Origin of the sequence: Chitinophaga pollutisoli (genome assembly GCF_038396755.1) — a bacterium.
Taxonomy (GTDB): Bacteria; Bacteroidota; Bacteroidia; order Chitinophagales; family Chitinophagaceae; genus Chitinophaga; species Chitinophaga pollutisoli.
In genome coordinates, this window is sequence record NZ_CP149822.1 from 3301697 (window position 1) to 3317440 (window position 15744).

Annotated in this window: 16 protein-coding genes; 11 read left to right on the forward strand and 5 right to left on the reverse strand. The window is 53.1% G+C overall.

Translation table 11 applies throughout. The features are described from left to right. Positions 1–94 precede the first annotated feature (94 nt). The 3 genes from WJU16_RS13760 to WJU16_RS13770 are packed head-to-tail and all read left to right on the forward strand — an operon-like array spanning position 95 to position 2952. A complete protein-coding gene (locus WJU16_RS13760) occupies positions 95–1765 on the forward strand; it encodes a PNGase F N-terminal domain-containing protein (protein ID WP_341834075.1) in 1671 nt (556 codons plus the stop codon). Between the two features lie 45 nt (positions 1766–1810). Continuing rightward, on the forward strand, positions 1811–2434 hold the full coding sequence (pnuC, locus tag WJU16_RS13765; RefSeq protein WP_341834076.1) for a nicotinamide riboside transporter PnuC: 624 nt from the start codon (positions 1811–1813) through the stop codon (positions 2432–2434). After that, positions 2431–2952, forward strand: a complete 522-nt coding sequence (locus WJU16_RS13770; protein WP_341834077.1) for an ATP-binding protein — start codon at positions 2431–2433, stop codon at positions 2950–2952. Before pnuC ends, WJU16_RS13770 begins: the two co-directional genes overlap by 4 nt. 147 nt (positions 2953–3099) lie before the next feature. Here the strand turns inward: WJU16_RS13770 and mtgA are convergent, their stop codons facing one another. Then, positions 3100–3807, reverse strand: coding sequence for a monofunctional biosynthetic peptidoglycan transglycosylase (mtgA, locus tag WJU16_RS13775; RefSeq protein WP_341834078.1), 708 nt, complete (start codon positions 3805–3807; stop codon positions 3100–3102). Positions 3808–3919: 112 nt separating this feature from the next. Here mtgA and WJU16_RS13780 point away from each other — a divergent pair, with 112 nt between their 5' ends. Continuing rightward, positions 3920–4537, forward strand: a complete 618-nt coding sequence (locus WJU16_RS13780; protein ID WP_341834079.1) for an L-threonylcarbamoyladenylate synthase — start codon at positions 3920–3922, stop codon at positions 4535–4537. Between the two features lie 38 nt (positions 4538–4575). Then, positions 4576–5097 (forward strand): DUF6934 family protein, encoded by a 522-nt coding sequence (locus WJU16_RS13785; RefSeq protein ID WP_341834080.1) that lies wholly within the window; start codon positions 4576–4578, stop codon positions 5095–5097. 456 nt (positions 5098–5553) lie between these two features. Here the strand turns inward: WJU16_RS13785 and WJU16_RS13790 are convergent, their stop codons facing one another. From WJU16_RS13790 to polA, 3 genes are all read right to left on the reverse strand, one after another. Further along, the gene (locus WJU16_RS13790) at positions 5554–6708 is read right to left on the reverse strand and encodes a C1 family peptidase (RefSeq protein ID WP_341834081.1); all 1155 of its coding nucleotides are present in this window, start codon (positions 6706–6708) and stop codon (positions 5554–5556) included. Positions 6709–6779: 71 nt separating this feature from the next. Continuing rightward, the gene (locus WJU16_RS13795) at positions 6780–7304 is read right to left on the reverse strand and encodes a GNAT family N-acetyltransferase (RefSeq protein ID WP_341834082.1); all 525 of its coding nucleotides are present in this window, start codon (positions 7302–7304) and stop codon (positions 6780–6782) included. A gap of 155 nt (positions 7305–7459) precedes the next feature. After that, the gene (gene polA, locus WJU16_RS13800) at positions 7460–10291 is read right to left on the reverse strand and encodes a DNA polymerase I (protein WP_341834083.1); all 2832 of its coding nucleotides are present in this window, start codon (positions 10289–10291) and stop codon (positions 7460–7462) included. A gap of 43 nt (positions 10292–10334) precedes the next feature. Here polA and WJU16_RS13805 point away from each other — a divergent pair, with 43 nt between their 5' ends. Further along, positions 10335–10685 carry an ArsC/Spx/MgsR family protein gene (locus WJU16_RS13805; protein ID WP_341834084.1) on the forward strand — a complete coding sequence of 117 codons (351 nt, stop codon included), beginning with the start codon at positions 10335–10337 and terminating at the stop codon, positions 10683–10685. Between the two features lie 32 nt (positions 10686–10717). Here the strand turns inward: WJU16_RS13805 and WJU16_RS13810 are convergent, their stop codons facing one another. After that, positions 10718–11800 carry a glycosyltransferase gene (locus tag WJU16_RS13810; RefSeq protein WP_341834085.1) on the reverse strand — a complete coding sequence of 361 codons (1083 nt, stop codon included), beginning with the start codon at positions 11798–11800 and terminating at the stop codon, positions 10718–10720. Positions 11801–11943: 143 nt separating this feature from the next. Here WJU16_RS13810 and WJU16_RS13815 point away from each other — a divergent pair, with 143 nt between their 5' ends. The 5 genes from WJU16_RS13815 (at position 11944) to WJU16_RS13835 (ending at position 15667) form a co-directional block, all read left to right on the forward strand. Next, the gene (locus WJU16_RS13815; protein WP_341834086.1) at positions 11944–12156 is read left to right on the forward strand and encodes a hypothetical protein; all 213 of its coding nucleotides are present in this window, start codon (positions 11944–11946) and stop codon (positions 12154–12156) included. A gap of 5 nt (positions 12157–12161) precedes the next feature. Further along, the gene (locus WJU16_RS13820) at positions 12162–12410 is read left to right on the forward strand and encodes a hypothetical protein (RefSeq protein ID WP_298709195.1); all 249 of its coding nucleotides are present in this window, start codon (positions 12162–12164) and stop codon (positions 12408–12410) included. A gap of 285 nt (positions 12411–12695) precedes the next feature. After that, the gene (locus tag WJU16_RS13825; protein WP_341834087.1) at positions 12696–13835 is read left to right on the forward strand and encodes a formimidoylglutamase; all 1140 of its coding nucleotides are present in this window, start codon (positions 12696–12698) and stop codon (positions 13833–13835) included. Positions 13836–13870: 35 nt separating this feature from the next. Continuing rightward, the gene (locus WJU16_RS13830) at positions 13871–14764 is read left to right on the forward strand and encodes a YitT family protein (RefSeq protein WP_341834088.1); all 894 of its coding nucleotides are present in this window, start codon (positions 13871–13873) and stop codon (positions 14762–14764) included. An 18-nt stretch (positions 14765–14782) separates the two neighbouring features. Further along, positions 14783–15667 (forward strand): alpha/beta hydrolase, encoded by an 885-nt coding sequence (locus WJU16_RS13835; protein WP_341834089.1) that lies wholly within the window; start codon positions 14783–14785, stop codon positions 15665–15667. Positions 15668–15744 lie beyond the last annotated feature (77 nt).

The following is a 15744-nucleotide window of genomic DNA, read 5'->3' on the forward strand; positions in this document are numbered from 1 at the left end:
TGAAATGAATGATAGTGTGAAAGCGCAGCCTTTGTGGTTGCGCTTTTTTCGTTTTGTTGTGTAGCTTTGGAACTTTGCAACTAAACAGTGAACGATGAAAGGAATTCTGATCGGATGCGTGATGGCGATCGCCACGGCGTCCGCTACCGCGCAACAAACCGAAGCCGTGGTCACCTACGGTTTCCGCAATAACGGGAAAGACGCCCGGGGCGAACAAACCCTGCTCATACAAGGGAAACGGGTGGCCGTAGGAGCTTCCGGCAGGCAAACGGAACAACAGTTCCTTAACTACGCCGACAAGGCAACTTTCCAGCTGCTCGACGGTAAAAACGGCGCCTTCACGCTGAAGAAACCCTTCGGCGAATACATTAAACCCGAACTGCTGCCTGGAATCGATACCGTTGCCGGTATCCCCTGCAAAAAAGCCAAAGCCATTATCCGGTCCAACACCATCGAAATCTGGTACACCGATGCACTGGCCATCAAAGGAACGCCGCAGATCTCGATCGCTCCGGGACTGGGACTGATCCTCAAAATCGTCCGCAACGGCAACAGCGAAACCTATGCGAAGAAAATCGAATACCGCAAAGTGACCAACGAAGAGCTAAAGTGGCCCGCATCCTGGGGCAAACTGGTGTCTGAACCGGCATACCAGCGCCAGGTGATCGACAGCCGTTACGCCACTATTTCCATCTTCGACCAGGAACAAATCAGCTGGGGCAACAAAATCGATAACCCCACCGGATATCCGCTCAACGCTACTTACCACTTCGCCGGCGGTACCGTGATCTTGAAAAAAGTAAATCTTCCCGCCGTGAAATCCAGCCAGCGCCTCTTTGCCGAGCTGGTACAATATTCCAACGGCGATGCATACGATCGCACAGGCTCGGTATTCGTGGTGCCGGTGGATAAGGCGCGCAGTTTCCTGGAAGGATTGGAGAAAGGCGCCAACGTGCTCCCGGCATTCGCCGGCCGCAACGGAAAAGCTTACCAGGGCTATGTTTCCACGGAAGAATACAATGCGCCGCTCGAAGTGATGCGTTTCTTCACGCCGTTCGGCGTCCGCCATTTCAATAAACAAGTGCAGATCGAAGGCTACAACTGGGCGGATTCGGCGGTTTATAAACAAGATATTTCCGATCTCGCACCGCGCCTTCAAGGAGATGTGTATATCGGGATCTATATCGGCAACTATGACAAAGGCGGCCATAAAGCCAGTCTGACCTTCAAATATTACCCTGGTTATGATGGCGGCGAAGGCCGTCCGGAGCCGAAGAAATATGTGCAGCCGGTGTTTAATTCCACTAACGTCATGGAAATGGCCGGGCAGGAATATGCGACGCTTTTCGATAAAGACTCGCTGACGGTGACGGTGAACGTTCCCCTGGGCGTGAAAAACCTTAAGCTCCGCTACATCACCACCGGCCACGGCGGCTGGGGCGGCGGCGACGAGTTCAATCCGAAACTCAACGAAATTTTTGTAGACGGCCAGCGCGTGTATCACTTCTTCCCCTGGAGAGAAGATTGCGCCACGTATCGCTTGCTAAACCCGGCTTCGGGGAACTTCGGCAACGGGCTTTCGTCTTCCGACCTGAGCCGATCCAACTGGTGCCCCGGTACGCTGACGCTCCCGGTAGATGTGCCCATGCCGCAGCTCACGCCCGGCAAGCACACGATCCAGGTGGCGATCCCGCAGGGCAAGCCGGAGGGCGGAAGTTTCAGTTTCTGGAATGTTTCCGGAGTATTGATCGGTGACCAGGAATAGTAACTTTGTGAAAGGCCGCCGGCTTGGCGGCCTTTTTTCTTTTATATGGAATCATTTTTTCAGCAGGTGATCGACGGTTTCCGTCTGATGTCGTGGCAGGAAGCCACGGGCGTGATTTTTGGGATCATCAGTGTTTTCTGTTCGCGTGCCAATAGCGTGTGGGTGTACCCGACAGGGCTCGTTAGCACGGGGTTTTTCACGTACCTGTTCGCCAAACCGGATGTTGGTCTGTATGCGGAAGCGGGGCTGAATGCGTATTATTTCGTTATGAGCATATACGGCTGGTTTAACTGGACGCGGCAGAAAGACGGGCACGATGCGGTAGGGATCTCGTGGATGGACCGCCGCGACTGGCGTATCGCGCTGGGGATTGTAGTGATCGGATGGGCGTTTATCTGGTGGGTGTTGAAATCGTACACCGACAGTACGGTTCCGGTGCTGGACGCGCTCGTGTCGGCAACGGCGTGGAGCGGGATGTGGCTGCTGGCGAAGCGGAAGATAGAAAACTGGGTGATGCTGAATGTGTCAAATTTCATCGCGGTGCCGCTGTTGTTGTATAAAGGGCTTGCCCCAACAGCTGTTTTAACCGTAATTTTGTTCATCGTGGCGGTCAGTGGATATTTCCAATGGCGCCGCATCTACCGTGAACAGCTAAACGAACACGTGTGAAGAGAATTGTAGTTATCGGGCCCGAATCCACGGGCAAGAGCACCCTCAGCCAGCAACTGGCGGCCTTCTACAGAACGGCTTGGGTCCCCGAGTTCGCGCGCGCCTACCTGGAAGGGCTGGGCCGTCCGTATGAAAGGGAAGATCTCTGGCACATCGCGCAGGGGCAGCTGGCGGTGGAAGACGAAGCGGCTGCGCGCGGGAGGGATTTCATCATCTGTGACACGGATTTGTATGTCGTCAAAGTTTGGAGTGAGGCGAAATACGGCGATTGCGACCCGCGCATACTCGACCTCATCGCCCAACGGCAATACCACGGCTACCTGCTCACGTATATCGACATCCCCTGGGAAGACGATCCTCTCCGTGAACACCCGCTTCCCGAAGAACGGACTTATTACTATAATATATACAGGGATATCGTCATCAACGCCGGCGTTCCCTGGGCCGATATCCGCGGCGACCACAACCAGCGGCTGGAAATTGCCGCCGTGGCGGTCCGCCAGATGATAAAGAAGTAATTGCTATGTGGTTGTGAGCTACATTATCCCCAAGCCCTTACCCACAGGATTTTGCGCGAATTGACACAATTTCCGGATTTTTTGAAAAAACCGGCAAAAGATTTAGTGCGTGAAATACACAATTACGAAATATGGAAGGATTTAAGACTACTTGACAAGTTCGGCGATGTCGGGATCTCCGGAGAGGTTGCGCATTTGCTGGAGGATACGTTTCTGTCGCCACACGGTGATGCGGGCGGGGGGATTGACGGAATACTTCACCGGGTTGGGGAGGCATGCGGCGATCATGGCGGCTTCTTCACGGTTGAGGTCGGACGCCGGTTTTTTGTAGTATGCCTGCGCGGCGGCTTCCACGCCGAAGATGCCTTCACCTGTTTCGGCGACGTTAAGATAAACTTCGAGGATGCGTTTTTTATTCCACACCAGTTCGATCATGAAGGTGAAATAGACTTCCAGGCCTTTCCGGATCCAGCTGCGGCCCTGCCAAAGGAAAACGTTTTTGGCGACCTGCTGGCTGATGGTGGAAGCGCCACGGATTTTTTTGCTTTTCTGGTTATGCTTGAGGGCTTTTTCGATGGATTTGAAATCGAAGCCGTCATGATCGGGAAACAGTTGATCTTCGCTGGCGATAACGGCCAGTTTGACATGTTGCGACATTTCGCCGAGGTCTACATAATCGCGCTGAAAGGATTTACCGGTTCCGATAAGGGAGAACCAACTGCCGATCTGGGTCATGGTGACGGGCGGGTTCACCCAGCGCAGCAGGATGATGTATAACAGTTGTGCAATAAAGAGAATCAGGAAAACCCGCTTAATGATTTTCCACGTTCTCGGGACGATACCTTTTAATTTCATCCGTTTTAATTTCGAAACAGGGCGGAAAGTTAGCAAGATTATGGATACGGTTGTAATTTACCGGCCAACATTGCTCCGTGAAAGATTGTTATTACTAAAAACAGGAAGGCTTATGAGACTGGAATTGCATCCGCAGAATCCGAATCCCCGGAATCTGAAAACAATTATCGAGTGCCTCCGCGACGGCGGCGTCGTGATTTATCCGACAGACACCGTGTACGGTATGGGTTGCGATATTTTCAAACCTGAAGCGGTGGAGCGGATCGCGCGGATCAAGGGGATCGACCCGAAAAAATCGCATTTCTCCTTCATTTGCTATGATCTGAGCCATTTGACGGATTATACCAAAAGCGTGGATACGCCATTGTTCCGTATGTTGAAAAAGGCGTTACCCGGACCGTATACCTTTATTTTACCCGCAAGCCGGCAGGTGCCGAAAATGATCAAGACGAAGCGTGACTCCGTAGGGATCCGTGTGCCGGACAATCTCATTTGCCGGACTTTGGTGAAAGAGTTGGGGAACCCGGTGATGAGCACTTCATTACCGGTGGATGAATATGTGGAAGAATATACCGATCCCGAGATTATCCACGACAAATTCGGGAAGCTGGTGGATATCGTGGTGGATGGCGGGCCAGGCGGTGTGCAGATGTCGACGGTGATTGACTGCACGGGCGCTGAGCCGGTGGTAGTGCGTGAGGGCGCGGGCGATTGGGATGCAATCAGCTAAAATGATCTCCGAAATCCGGAGATATTCTCACTAAAATTTTGAGCCCCAAAAAAGTTTTGTATTTCGGCAATGAAGATATTGCACGAAACGGATTTCCATTGTCGGTTGACCCATACAAAATAATACCGCGCGGCGGTAATTGTTTCGATTTCGACAGCGAAGGCGTTCACGGTTTCATCCGGAAGCGGGTGGAGTTTAAGCAATTGCAGGAAAACCACTTCATTGTCGGGTTTGGCGATCTGATGGATAACTATGGGGTAGATGATGTCGTTGAATCTAACAATGGCGATATAGTGAGGATCTTTTCAACTATAATAAGGGTTATTGAAGATTTTATGCGAAAGCATCCTCAGGCGACGCTGTATTTCACAGGTAGTACGATGCAGCGGACCCGCATCTATTCCGTAATTCTCAATCGGCATTTTGCAAGGTTCAGGAAAAAGTTTCAGATTTCTGTATTATGGACTTGCGGAGGCGTTGATGTTAAAGTGCCTTTTGATCCTGCAAAAGAGGTATTGATGGGAACATTTGTTATTCAAAGTAAAAATCAAACTACATGATGAGAAGGAAAAGGAACAAAAAGAAAGGGCTACCTCGAATGGTAGTAGCGCTTGCCCGTGTTAGGGGCATTGACACCAGTTTCCCAAAGAAGATGGCATTGACTATGCGGGCATTTTTTAGATACAAACGGCAGCATCCGGAGGATGAGCTTTTTGCCTAGCGTAGCATTGGTTGTTTAGTCTCTTCTTTTATTGATTTTGATATAGAAGCCAGCGAATATTGAATTAATATATGAGACGAAAAACAAAGAAAAGAAAGACCTCGCCTGTAGAAGTAGTGGCGCTAGCCCCGGGCAAATGGGATCAAATCTGCTTTTTCGAAAAGAATTGCATTTATGATGAAAGTGCTTCGCAAAGTTGAAAAGTGTAAAAACCGAATTGCATGCCCGACATGAATAAATCAGGGCGCCCCCTGCGGAGGCGCCCTGTAGTCAAAAACGTTACTGCTTTACCAGGTTATTTGATACCCATTTTTTTTGCAATCGCTGCAGGAATGGCTTTTTTGTTCACCATGTAGCAAGTCGTCTTGTAGGCGAAATACGGAACGGAGGCGTAGAAATATCCGCCACAGCCGTTAACAGCGCCCCAGGAATTCTTCACGATGAAGTATTTCTTGCCTTCCTGGTCTTTAGCGATACCGGTAATGTGCATACCGTGATCGTCCTGCGTTTCGAAATTATCGAATGCCAGCTGGCGGTTCTCCTGGGTGATGGCTTTCTCTTTTGCGGGCTTGGTGAACAGCGTCTGGCGCTCAGCTTCAGAATAGTCGGCCCATTCTTTTTCGGGAACGATGGCCAGACCGTCCTTGAAATTGAAGCCCCTTTCGCTCACATCTGCCGCCCATGCGAGGGTGTAGCCGTTGAGCACAGCTTTCTCTGCGATCTCGGTGAACTCGTTCAGGGGAACGTTATACACTTTCTCCCAATTCCAGTTGTCCGGCACTTCCAGCACAAATTGCTCGTAGAACGGATGGTGGGTGAAGGAAGACACGATCACATAGTCGTCGGCATTGAGGCCCAGTTCTTTGGCGAAAGTCTGCGGCGTGTAGGTTTTACCCTTGTACTGAAATTGCTCCGGCGTAGCGCCGATGTAAGCGTCCAATACGCCGTTGAAGGCTTTCTGCCAGGCGGGGTTGATGGTTTTGGCGTCGCCAAGCGGTTTGAGCATGCCATCGAGGAGGCTCACCATTTCAGCGTGGTTATAGTTTTTCTCGCGGTTGCCGTCGTAAGCTTCCTGCGGAACAAGACCGTAATTTTTGAGACAAAGGAGATCGTCGGGGAAACCGCCGCCCTCGCCGAAATTGGCTTTTCCATGCATGCGTACATAGTTGGCGGCTTTGAGGGGATACATCTTACGTACCACAAACATCTCACTGAGATTCAGGTCTTTACCCTTACCCGTGCGGAGAAGTTCGGATTCGAAGAAAGAAAGGCCGGAAAAGGACCAGCAAGTGCCGGTTTGACCCTGGTTTTGAACGGCAAAGGCATCCTGGCTTTTGAGGATGGTGAATTTGTACTCGCTGCCCGCCTTGTTGGTGAGCGGCATCGTTTGCGCCATGACGGAGCTGCCGGCAAGCATGGCCGCCCCTATCATCCAAGTCTTCATGCTCATAATTTATTGCAGATTTAGGCGGCAAATGTAGGAGATCGGACGGAAAAGCCCTCGGCCGTATGGATGAGCGGTCAGCGCGCGAGATACGCCTCCCGGGTGATTTCCCAGCGCCAAAGCTCTCCGGCCTCCCGGCCGTTGATCTCGCCGGCGAACCGGAGCCCGTTCTTCTGCAGTACTTTCACGGCCGCATTATATTCTTCCTCGGTATGCGCCACCACTTTCGACACATACGGGTGACTGAAAGCAAAACGGATGAGGGTTTCCGCCATTTCCGTGGCGTAGCCCTGTTCCCGGTAACCGGCGGATATTTCGTAGCCGATCTCCACCGAGCCGTCGCCATTGGGTTTGCCTTTGAAGCCGGCCGTGCCGATCAGGCGGTTGTCGGCTTTATGAATGGCGAGGTAAAAGAACCAACCGAGCAAGGAGGGGTCGTTGCGCAACTTGTCGTAGGCCACCAGTACCATTTCCGGGTACTCCGTCCATTGTTCCGGCACGTCGATTCCCAAAATCTGGGCTAATGCGTCATTTCCCTGCAGCAGCGCTTCAAAATATTGTAGCGTGCAGGGCACCAATTGTAACCTTGAGGTTTGGATCATAAGTGAAAACTAGTAAACGATTTGCGGATATGCAAGGGGTGCGGCCTGAATGCAGGAACAGGATACCGATGCTGATGATTGTTCACTGAATCCGGTACGGAACCTAGTCCCGTACCGGCATTATTATAGTTAGGTTTGCTAATTCGTTAGTGTGGCTAGTGCGCCTCCAGCCAGTTGGCCCCCGTCCCGATTTCGGCTTCGATCGGTACCGAAAACTGCCTGTCTGGCGGCATGGCGTTGCGCATCCCCTCGATGATGAGCGGTTTGATGATATCCACTTCGTCTTTATGCGCATCAAACACCAACTCGTCATGCACCTGCAGGATCATCCGGGAGCGGAAATTATGCTCGCGGAAGGTTTTGTGCAGCGAAATCATCGCCAGTTTAATGAGGTCCGCCGCCGTTCCTTGGATGGGCATGTTGATGGCGTTTCTTTCAGCGAACGCGCGTACCACGGCGTTGGAGGAGTTAATATCCTTCAGCCAGCGCTTACGGCCCATCACGGTTTGCACGTAACCGGTTTTCTGCGCGAATTTCACCTGGTCTTCCATATATTGACGGATGGCCGGATATTGCGCGAAGTAGTTGTCGATCAATGCTTTGGCTTCACTTCTCGGGATGCCCAGGTTCTCGCTGAGGCCGAAGGCGCTTTGCCCGTAAATGATGCCGAAGTTCACGCTCTTTGCGTTGCGGCGCATGTCGGACGTAACATCCGCCAACTCCACGCCATACACTTTTGCCGCCGTGGCCGTGTGGATATCGAGCCCTTTGCGGAAGGCCTCGCTCATGTTTTCGTCGCCGCTGATGGCAGCAATGATGCGCAATTCGATTTGTGAGTAGTCTGCCGAAAGCAGGGTGAATTCCTCGTTGCGGGGAACGAACGCTTTCCGCACCTCGCGCCCTCTTTCCGTGCGGATGGGGATATTCTGGAGGTTGGGATTGTTGGAACTGAGGCGCCCCGTCACCGCCACCGCCTGGTTATAGGAGGTGTGCACGCGGTTGGTGCGCGGGTTGATCATCGTGGGCAGCGCGTCGACGTAAGTTGATTTCAACTTCGTCAGCTCGCGGAACACGAGTATATTTTCCACGATGGGATGTTTGCTGGAAAGCTTTGCCAGCACGTCTTCCCCGGTGGCGTATTGCCCGGTGCGGGTTTTCTTGGCTTTGGGATCGAGCTGCAATTTTTCGAAGAGCACTTCGCCGAGTTGCTTGGGCGAGCCGAGGTTGAACCGTACGCCCGCCTGTTGGAAAACGCTTTCTTCCGCCTTCCGGATTTCAGTTTCCAGTTCGCGGGAAAAATCTGCCAAAGCCTGCGTGTCAATCTTCACCCCTTCAAATTCCATATCCGTCAACACCTGCACCAGCGGCGCTTCGATGTCGTAAAACACTTTTTCCACCTCACGTTCTTTCAACAAAGGCTCGAATTTGCTTTTCAGCTGCAACGTAATGTCTGCGTCTTCGGCGGCATATTCCTTGATCTTTTCAATCTCGACGTCGCGCATCGTGCCCTGGTTTTTCCCTTTCTTCCCGATAAGCGTTTCGATGGAAACCGGCGCGTACTGGAGGTATTGGGCGCTGAGGAGGTCCATCGAGCGACGGCCTTCCGGCTCGATCAGGTAATGTGCCAGCATGGTGTCGAAAATCTTTCCTTTCACTTCGATGCCGTACCATTTCAGCACGATCATGTCGTACTTGGCGTTTTGACCGATGAATTGCGCGTCGGTACGGTCAAAAAGCGGGCGGAAGGTTTCGAGAATCTGCAGCACGTCTTCCTTCACCGGCGGCAGGGGAACGTACCAGCCTTCGGTGGGTTTGATGGAAAAGCTCATCCCTACGATATCCGCGGCGTTGGCGTCGGTACCGGTGGTTTCTGTGTCGAAGCTGACGATGGCCGCCTGCATGAGTTCCGCCACCAGGGCGGCGTGCTTTTCAGGCGTATCGGCAAGGATATAATTGTGGGGTGTGTTGTCGATGTTTTTGTCGGCCACGAGCCCCACAGTTTCAATGGCTTCCGCCTGTTGGGCGAGTGCGCTACCGGCGGAAGGCGCCTCGGTGGGATTGCCGAAGAGGTCCTGCTGAACAGGCTTCCCGGGCTCCGCGGCGAGGGCGTTGAAAGTATCGCCGAGGATCCTTTTGCCGAGGGTTTTGAATTCCAGCTCGGAGAAAACTTCGGACAATGCTTCTTTATTCACTTCCGTACAGCAATAATCTTCTTCATGGAACTGCACCGGCACTTCGGTGATAATAGTGGCCAGTTTTTTGGAAAGGATGGCGGAATCCGCGCCTGCGCGCACTTTCTCGCCGAGCTTACCGGGGATTTTATCGGCGTTGGCGATCACGTTTTCCAGCGTTCCCCATTCCGACAGCAGTTTGGTGGCGGTTTTCTCGCCTACGCCGGGGATGCCGGGAATGTTGTCTACCGCATCGCCCATCAGCCCTAAAATATCCACCACCTGGGCCACGTCGTTGATGCCCCAGCGCTCACAAACCTCTTTGGGTCCCATGATTTCTTCCTTATTGCCCAGCGCCGGCGGTTTCCAGATGTAAATGTTGTCTTTCACCAGCTGGCCGTAATCCTTGTCGGGCGTCACCATGTACACGGTGTACCCTTCTTTGGCGGCCTGCCACGCAACGGTGCCGATGATATCGTCGGCTTCGTACCCGTCGATTTCGAGGACGGGGATGTTAAAGCCTTCGATGATGCGCTTGATATCGGGGAGCGCCGCGAGGAGGTCTTCGGGCGCGTCTTCCCGGTTGGCTTTGTAGTCGGCGAAATCGGTATGCCGCTCGGTGGGGGCATGCGTATCGAAAGCCACGGCGATGTGCGTGGGTTTTTCTTTGTTAAGCAGGTCGAGCAGGGTGGATGTGAAACCGAACTGTGCGTTGGTGTTCTTTCCCTTGCTGGTGAGCCTTGGGTTTCGGATCAAAGCGTAATAGGCGCGGTAAATCAGCGCCATGGCATCCAATAAGAAGAGTTTTTTGCTCATGCGTCAAAAGTAATCAATTACCCATAATTCATAATTTTACGGGATGAAGAAGATTTATCATCTCTCGACTTGCAGCACCTGCGCCAGAATCCTCGCGGAAACAGATGCTGTGGCGAAAGGAGCGGAATTACAGGATATCAAGAAGGAAAAAATTACGCCGGAGCAGCTGGACGCGATGCATGCGCTGGCCGGAAGTTATGAAGCGCTGTTCAGCCGACGGTCGATGCAATACAAAGCGCGGGGCCTGGCAGGGAAGGAGTTGACGGAGCAGGAATACCACGATTTGATCCTGGACGAATATACGTTTCTGAAGCGCCCGGTGGCGATCATCGGCGATAGAATATTCATCGGCAATGACGCGAAAACGGTGGCTGCGCTGAAGGGCGCCCTCTGATTTCGTTAATCCATTGCAAATTAGGGATTTCATTAAAGTGATTCCGCGAACTTCCGGACCACGATTTTGTAGGCGTTCATGTCTTCGGGCCGGCCGAAAGAGCGGAACGGGAAGCTTTGTGCCTGGTCGAGCGCTTTTTGCAGTTTGAATTTGTGTTGCGGTACGGAGATAAAATATCCTTCCTGCATGAGGTGTTTGCCCAGGTATTCCTGTTCGGATTGGCCGGGGGTGGGAATGAGGATGGCTTTTTTGCCCAGTTTGGCGAGGTCCATCAGCGTGGTGTACCCGGAGCGGGAGATGACGATGTCGCTGGCCTGCATGGCTGCGTTGAGGTCGGCTGCGTTGAGGTGGCTGACTTGCGTGATCCCTGGTGCGGGGGCAGCTTCGCTGGCCTGGTCGGGTTTTCCGCTGACGATGAGGGCTTTGATGCCGGGTATTTCGGCGAGTTGGGCTTTGAGGATGTTTTCCAGCCGGGTGCGTTGCGGTTCGGGGCCGGAGATGAGGGCGAGCACATCGTATTTGCGGGAAACGCCCGGCAGTGGCTCAAAACGGGAGAGGCATCCCAGGTAAGTGGTGTTATTGGGTAATGCTGCGGGATGGGCGAGTACGCCGCTGAGGTTGTATTCGCCGGGGAAGTCGGGCACCCAGCAGGCGGAGTATTTATTGATGTATTTGTAATTGATGCGCTGGAGGATACGTTCGGTGACGCCGCCGAAGGGGGTCTTGATAAGTAATTGATGGGAGATGAAGATGCAGGGGATATCGGGATGGTAGAGGCCGAAGCGGTTATCGGAAATAACGGCGTTGATGCCATGTTCTTGCACTGTTTTGCGCAGCCAGGCTTGTTCGTGGCGGACGGCTTTCCAGATTTTGGGGATTTGTTTCAGGATTTTGAGGCCGAAAAAGAGGCCTTTTTTGCTGTAGGTGATGTTATATCCCGGCAGCGGGAGGATGGTGATGGCCGGAAACTCGCGGGAGAGGAGGGCGGCGTGTTTTCCTTCGGCTGCAATAAGTACCACGCAACCAGCGTTTAAGAGTTCGCGGATCAGCGGAATGTCGCGCGTGGCGTGGCCGAGGCCCCAATCGAGGGGTACTACCAGCACTTTTTTTTGCACAGCGGGTTTTGTGGACAAATATTTCAGAATTTGTTGCGAAAATAGTTTAATTTAGAAATGATCATTGTTAAGAAAAGGTAAACTCCCGCGCGACAGACTAGCATTTTGAAGAAGCATAATTATTATTGGACCATGAAAAAGATATGCTGGATTTTCGTTTTCTTGATAATGGGAAGTTTAACGTGGCAAGGTTGCAGTGTGCTGAAGAAAAACGATTGTGGCTGCCCTCCGATGCAAAAAGGAAAGATGCGGCACTGATACGAAAATCTCCGCCTATACCTGAAAGCACTTCGCAAGATGTGCGCACGTTATTGAAAACATTTGATGTCAACAACAGCGAAAACAATCAAACGTAATTAGCATGAAGCCTGTAGAGAGGGATTTACTCATTTTGTTGCACGAAGACCGCTATAATGAGCAAGAGATCCAGCAGGAAGTGAAGCAGATCAGCGATATGCTATCTCTGGTTGAGACCATGGACTTCCTGGCAGCCGCCACAGAAGTGGCTGACTGCAACAAGCACCGCGTTACCAGCAAACGCCGTGTGCTCGAGCGCGCGTTCTTCCGCAAAGAGCCTAAGGCCTTTGAGTTCATTATCCACAAAAATTAAAGGGCACCGTCCGCCCACCATTCCGGCCAGGCAAGCCTAACCGGCCAACCACCCGACCGCTCCATTCGTTGTTCCGTTGTAAGCGAAACGCACACAGACGCAATTTTTTAATCCGCCTTCGCGCATTGTCTCTGGTAACTATTTCCACCTCGCAATTTTCTATCTTAGGGACCGCCCAACCCGGCGGCCCAATGCCCTGCTCATGCCGTTCATGAACTGAACAGCGCCCCCGCATGAATTATAAAATTTCTGTTGTAGGTTTGCGCACAAATAATATCCGTTGTGATGATAGACTTTTCGCACCTGCATGATTACCTGTCGCCCGTTTCCAAAGCGGAACTGAACGAAGATGAAGAATACGACGACCTCCAGGTCGGAAACATCATCGACACCTACGAACAAGGCCACATTCCCAACCTCGACGACGCCGATGTCATCTTCCTCGGCGCCGGCGACGAAAGAGGGAACGGCAGAAGCAATCCCGCAATATCCACACCCGACGTCATCCGCAAAGAATTTTACCGCCTCTTCCTCTGGCACCGCGATCTCCGCATCGCCGACGCCGGTAACCTGCTCCCCGGCCGCTCCCAGGCCGACGCATACGCCGCCCTCAAAACAGTGCTCACCGAACTGATCGACGCTGGCAAAACCATCGTCATCCTCGGCGGTAGCCACGATCTCACCTACGCCCAATACCAGGCATACGCCTGCAAAAAATACATCATCGAAGTCAGCGTGGCCGATGCCCTCATCGACCTTAACGAAGGTTCGCCCAAAAAATCGCAACGCTTCCTGCTCGATATGTTCATGGAACAGCCCAACTACATCCGCCACTACAACCACATCGGTTTCCAAAGCTATTTCGTACAACCCCGCATGCTCGAAACGCTCGACAAACTGCGGTTCGACTGCTACCGCCTCGGCAAAGTGCGCGAGAATATCGAAGAAATCGAGCCCGTGCTCCGCAACACCGATCTCTTCTCCGTCGACATCTGCATGATCAAACATACGGACGCACCATCGCACTCCCTTTCCCCCAACGGTTTCACCGGGGAGGAAGCCTGCGCCCTTTCGCGGTACGCCGGCATGAGCAACAACCTCTCCACTTACGGCATCTATGGTTACGATCCCTCCAAAGACCGCGACAACCTGACTGCCAAACAGATTTCGCAAATGCTCTGGTATTTCCTCGACGGGCGTTCCGTCCGCCACAAAGAAGCCCAGCTCAACGAGCGCGAATCGTTTCTGGAATTCCATATCGCCGGCGCGGATATCAGTACCGTTTTCCTGAAAAGCAAGAAAACCGGCCGCTGGTGGATGCAGCTCCCCGACAAGAATTTCGTTCCCTGCGCCTATTCGGATTACCTGATGGCCAGCAACAACGAGCTCCCGGAGCGGTGGCTCCGTAGCCAGGAACGCCTGTAATTCCGTAATTTTAAGGGAACGCTCAACCCAATCACGTGACGCACCCCCGCAGAGCCAGGCTTGCCCGCCTCAACATCATCCAGAATGCACAGGACGCTGTCCTGATCGCTATCGGCGTATTGCTGGCCGCACTCGGCCTCAAAGCTTTTCTGCTGCCCAACGGTTTCCTCGACGGGGGCGTAACGGGGATTTCGCTGCTCGTCAACCGCTTGTCGGGCTGGTCGATTTCCGTGCTGATCATCATTATCAACGCGCCCTTCATCCTCCTCGCGTACAAACAGCTGTCGCGGCTGTTTACGTTGAAGACGATCGCCGCCATCGTGGGGCTCGCTTTCGCGCTGGCGCTCATCAAAGTGCCCGTCATTACGCAAGACAAGCTGCTGATCGCGATCTTCGGCGGGTTTTTCCTGGGCACGGGCATCGGCATGTCGATCCGCGGAGGAGCGGTGCTCGATGGCACGGAAGTGCTGGCCTTGTGGATCTCCCGCAAAACCGTGCTGTCCATCGGGGAGGTAATCATGTATTTCAACGTGCTAATTTTCGGTGTGGCTTCCGTGCTCATCAACATGGAGACCGCGCTGTACGCCATGCTTACATATTTCTCCGCCAGTAAAACGGTGGATTTCGTGATCCAGGGGTTCGAGGAATATATCGCGCTTACCGTCATTTCCCCCCAAGCGGAATTAATCCGCAAAACATTGACACTCAAGTTAAAAAAGGGTGTTACGGTATTTAAAGGGAAAAGTGGTTATGGAAAAAGGGGAGAAGTGGACAATGAGATCGAGATCATTTATACCGTCGTCACCCGCCTGGAAGTGCACAAGGTGATCGACGAAATTGAAAAGATCGACGAAAAAGCGTTTATTGTGCAGCATAATATCAACGACACCCGCGGCGGTATGATCAAACGCCGCGCGGGCGCTCATTAAACGCGAAAAATTCCACGGATGACAAAGACACTCATCGCCGCCATGCTCACGATCGCTACCATTAACGCCACCGCGCAGGAACGCATCAATCTCTACCCCGATCACCCGGAATGGAAGATCCTGGGTGGAAAGGAAATAAACGATGTGCCGCATATCGAATATTACGCCGCGCCGGGCGATAAAAAGAACGGCGCCGCCGTGCTCGTTTGCCCGGGCGGAGGTTACACCAACCTCGCGCTGGGGCACGAAGGCAAAGACGTGGCCGATTTTTTCAACGCCAATGGATTCGACGCCATCGTGCTGCACTACCGCCTGAATGGCGGCCCGCAGCCGGGCTCCACCTATCCCGCGCAGTACAATGACGTTGCGAAAGCCATGCAGATTGTGAAAAGCAAAGCCAAATCCTGGGGCTTCGATCCCGAGAAGGTAGGCGTACTGGGCTTTTCGGCAGGCGGGCACCTCGCATCGATGCTCACCACCATGCACCTGGCGGCCAACCCGCAGGCGAAGGCCGAGCACGAGCGCTTCAGCTCTCGGCCCGCATTTTCCGTGCTGGTATATCCCGTGATCTCGCTCAGCGAAGGCTTCCGGCATAAGGGAAGCGCCATCAACCTGCTCGGCGCGGATGGTCCCAAATCGCTGCAGGACTCACTTTCCACCCAAAACCGCGTCACCGCCCAAACGCCGCCCACCATGCTCATCCACTCCGGCGACGATAAAGGCGTGCCGGTGGAAAACAGCATCGTTTTTTACAAAGCGCTGTTGCAGCACAATGTTCCCGCCACCATGCACATCTACGACCACGGCGGCCACGGCTACGGCATGGCGCCCAAAGATCCCGTACTCAACACCTGGCCCGGCCTTGTGGTGAACTGGATCGACGGCCTCCTCTTCAAAAAATAATTTTTCCAACATAAAAAAGCCCCGGATCGGAAGATTCGGGGGCTTTTTTATGGGTGCCGGGCAAAGCCGGAATTATC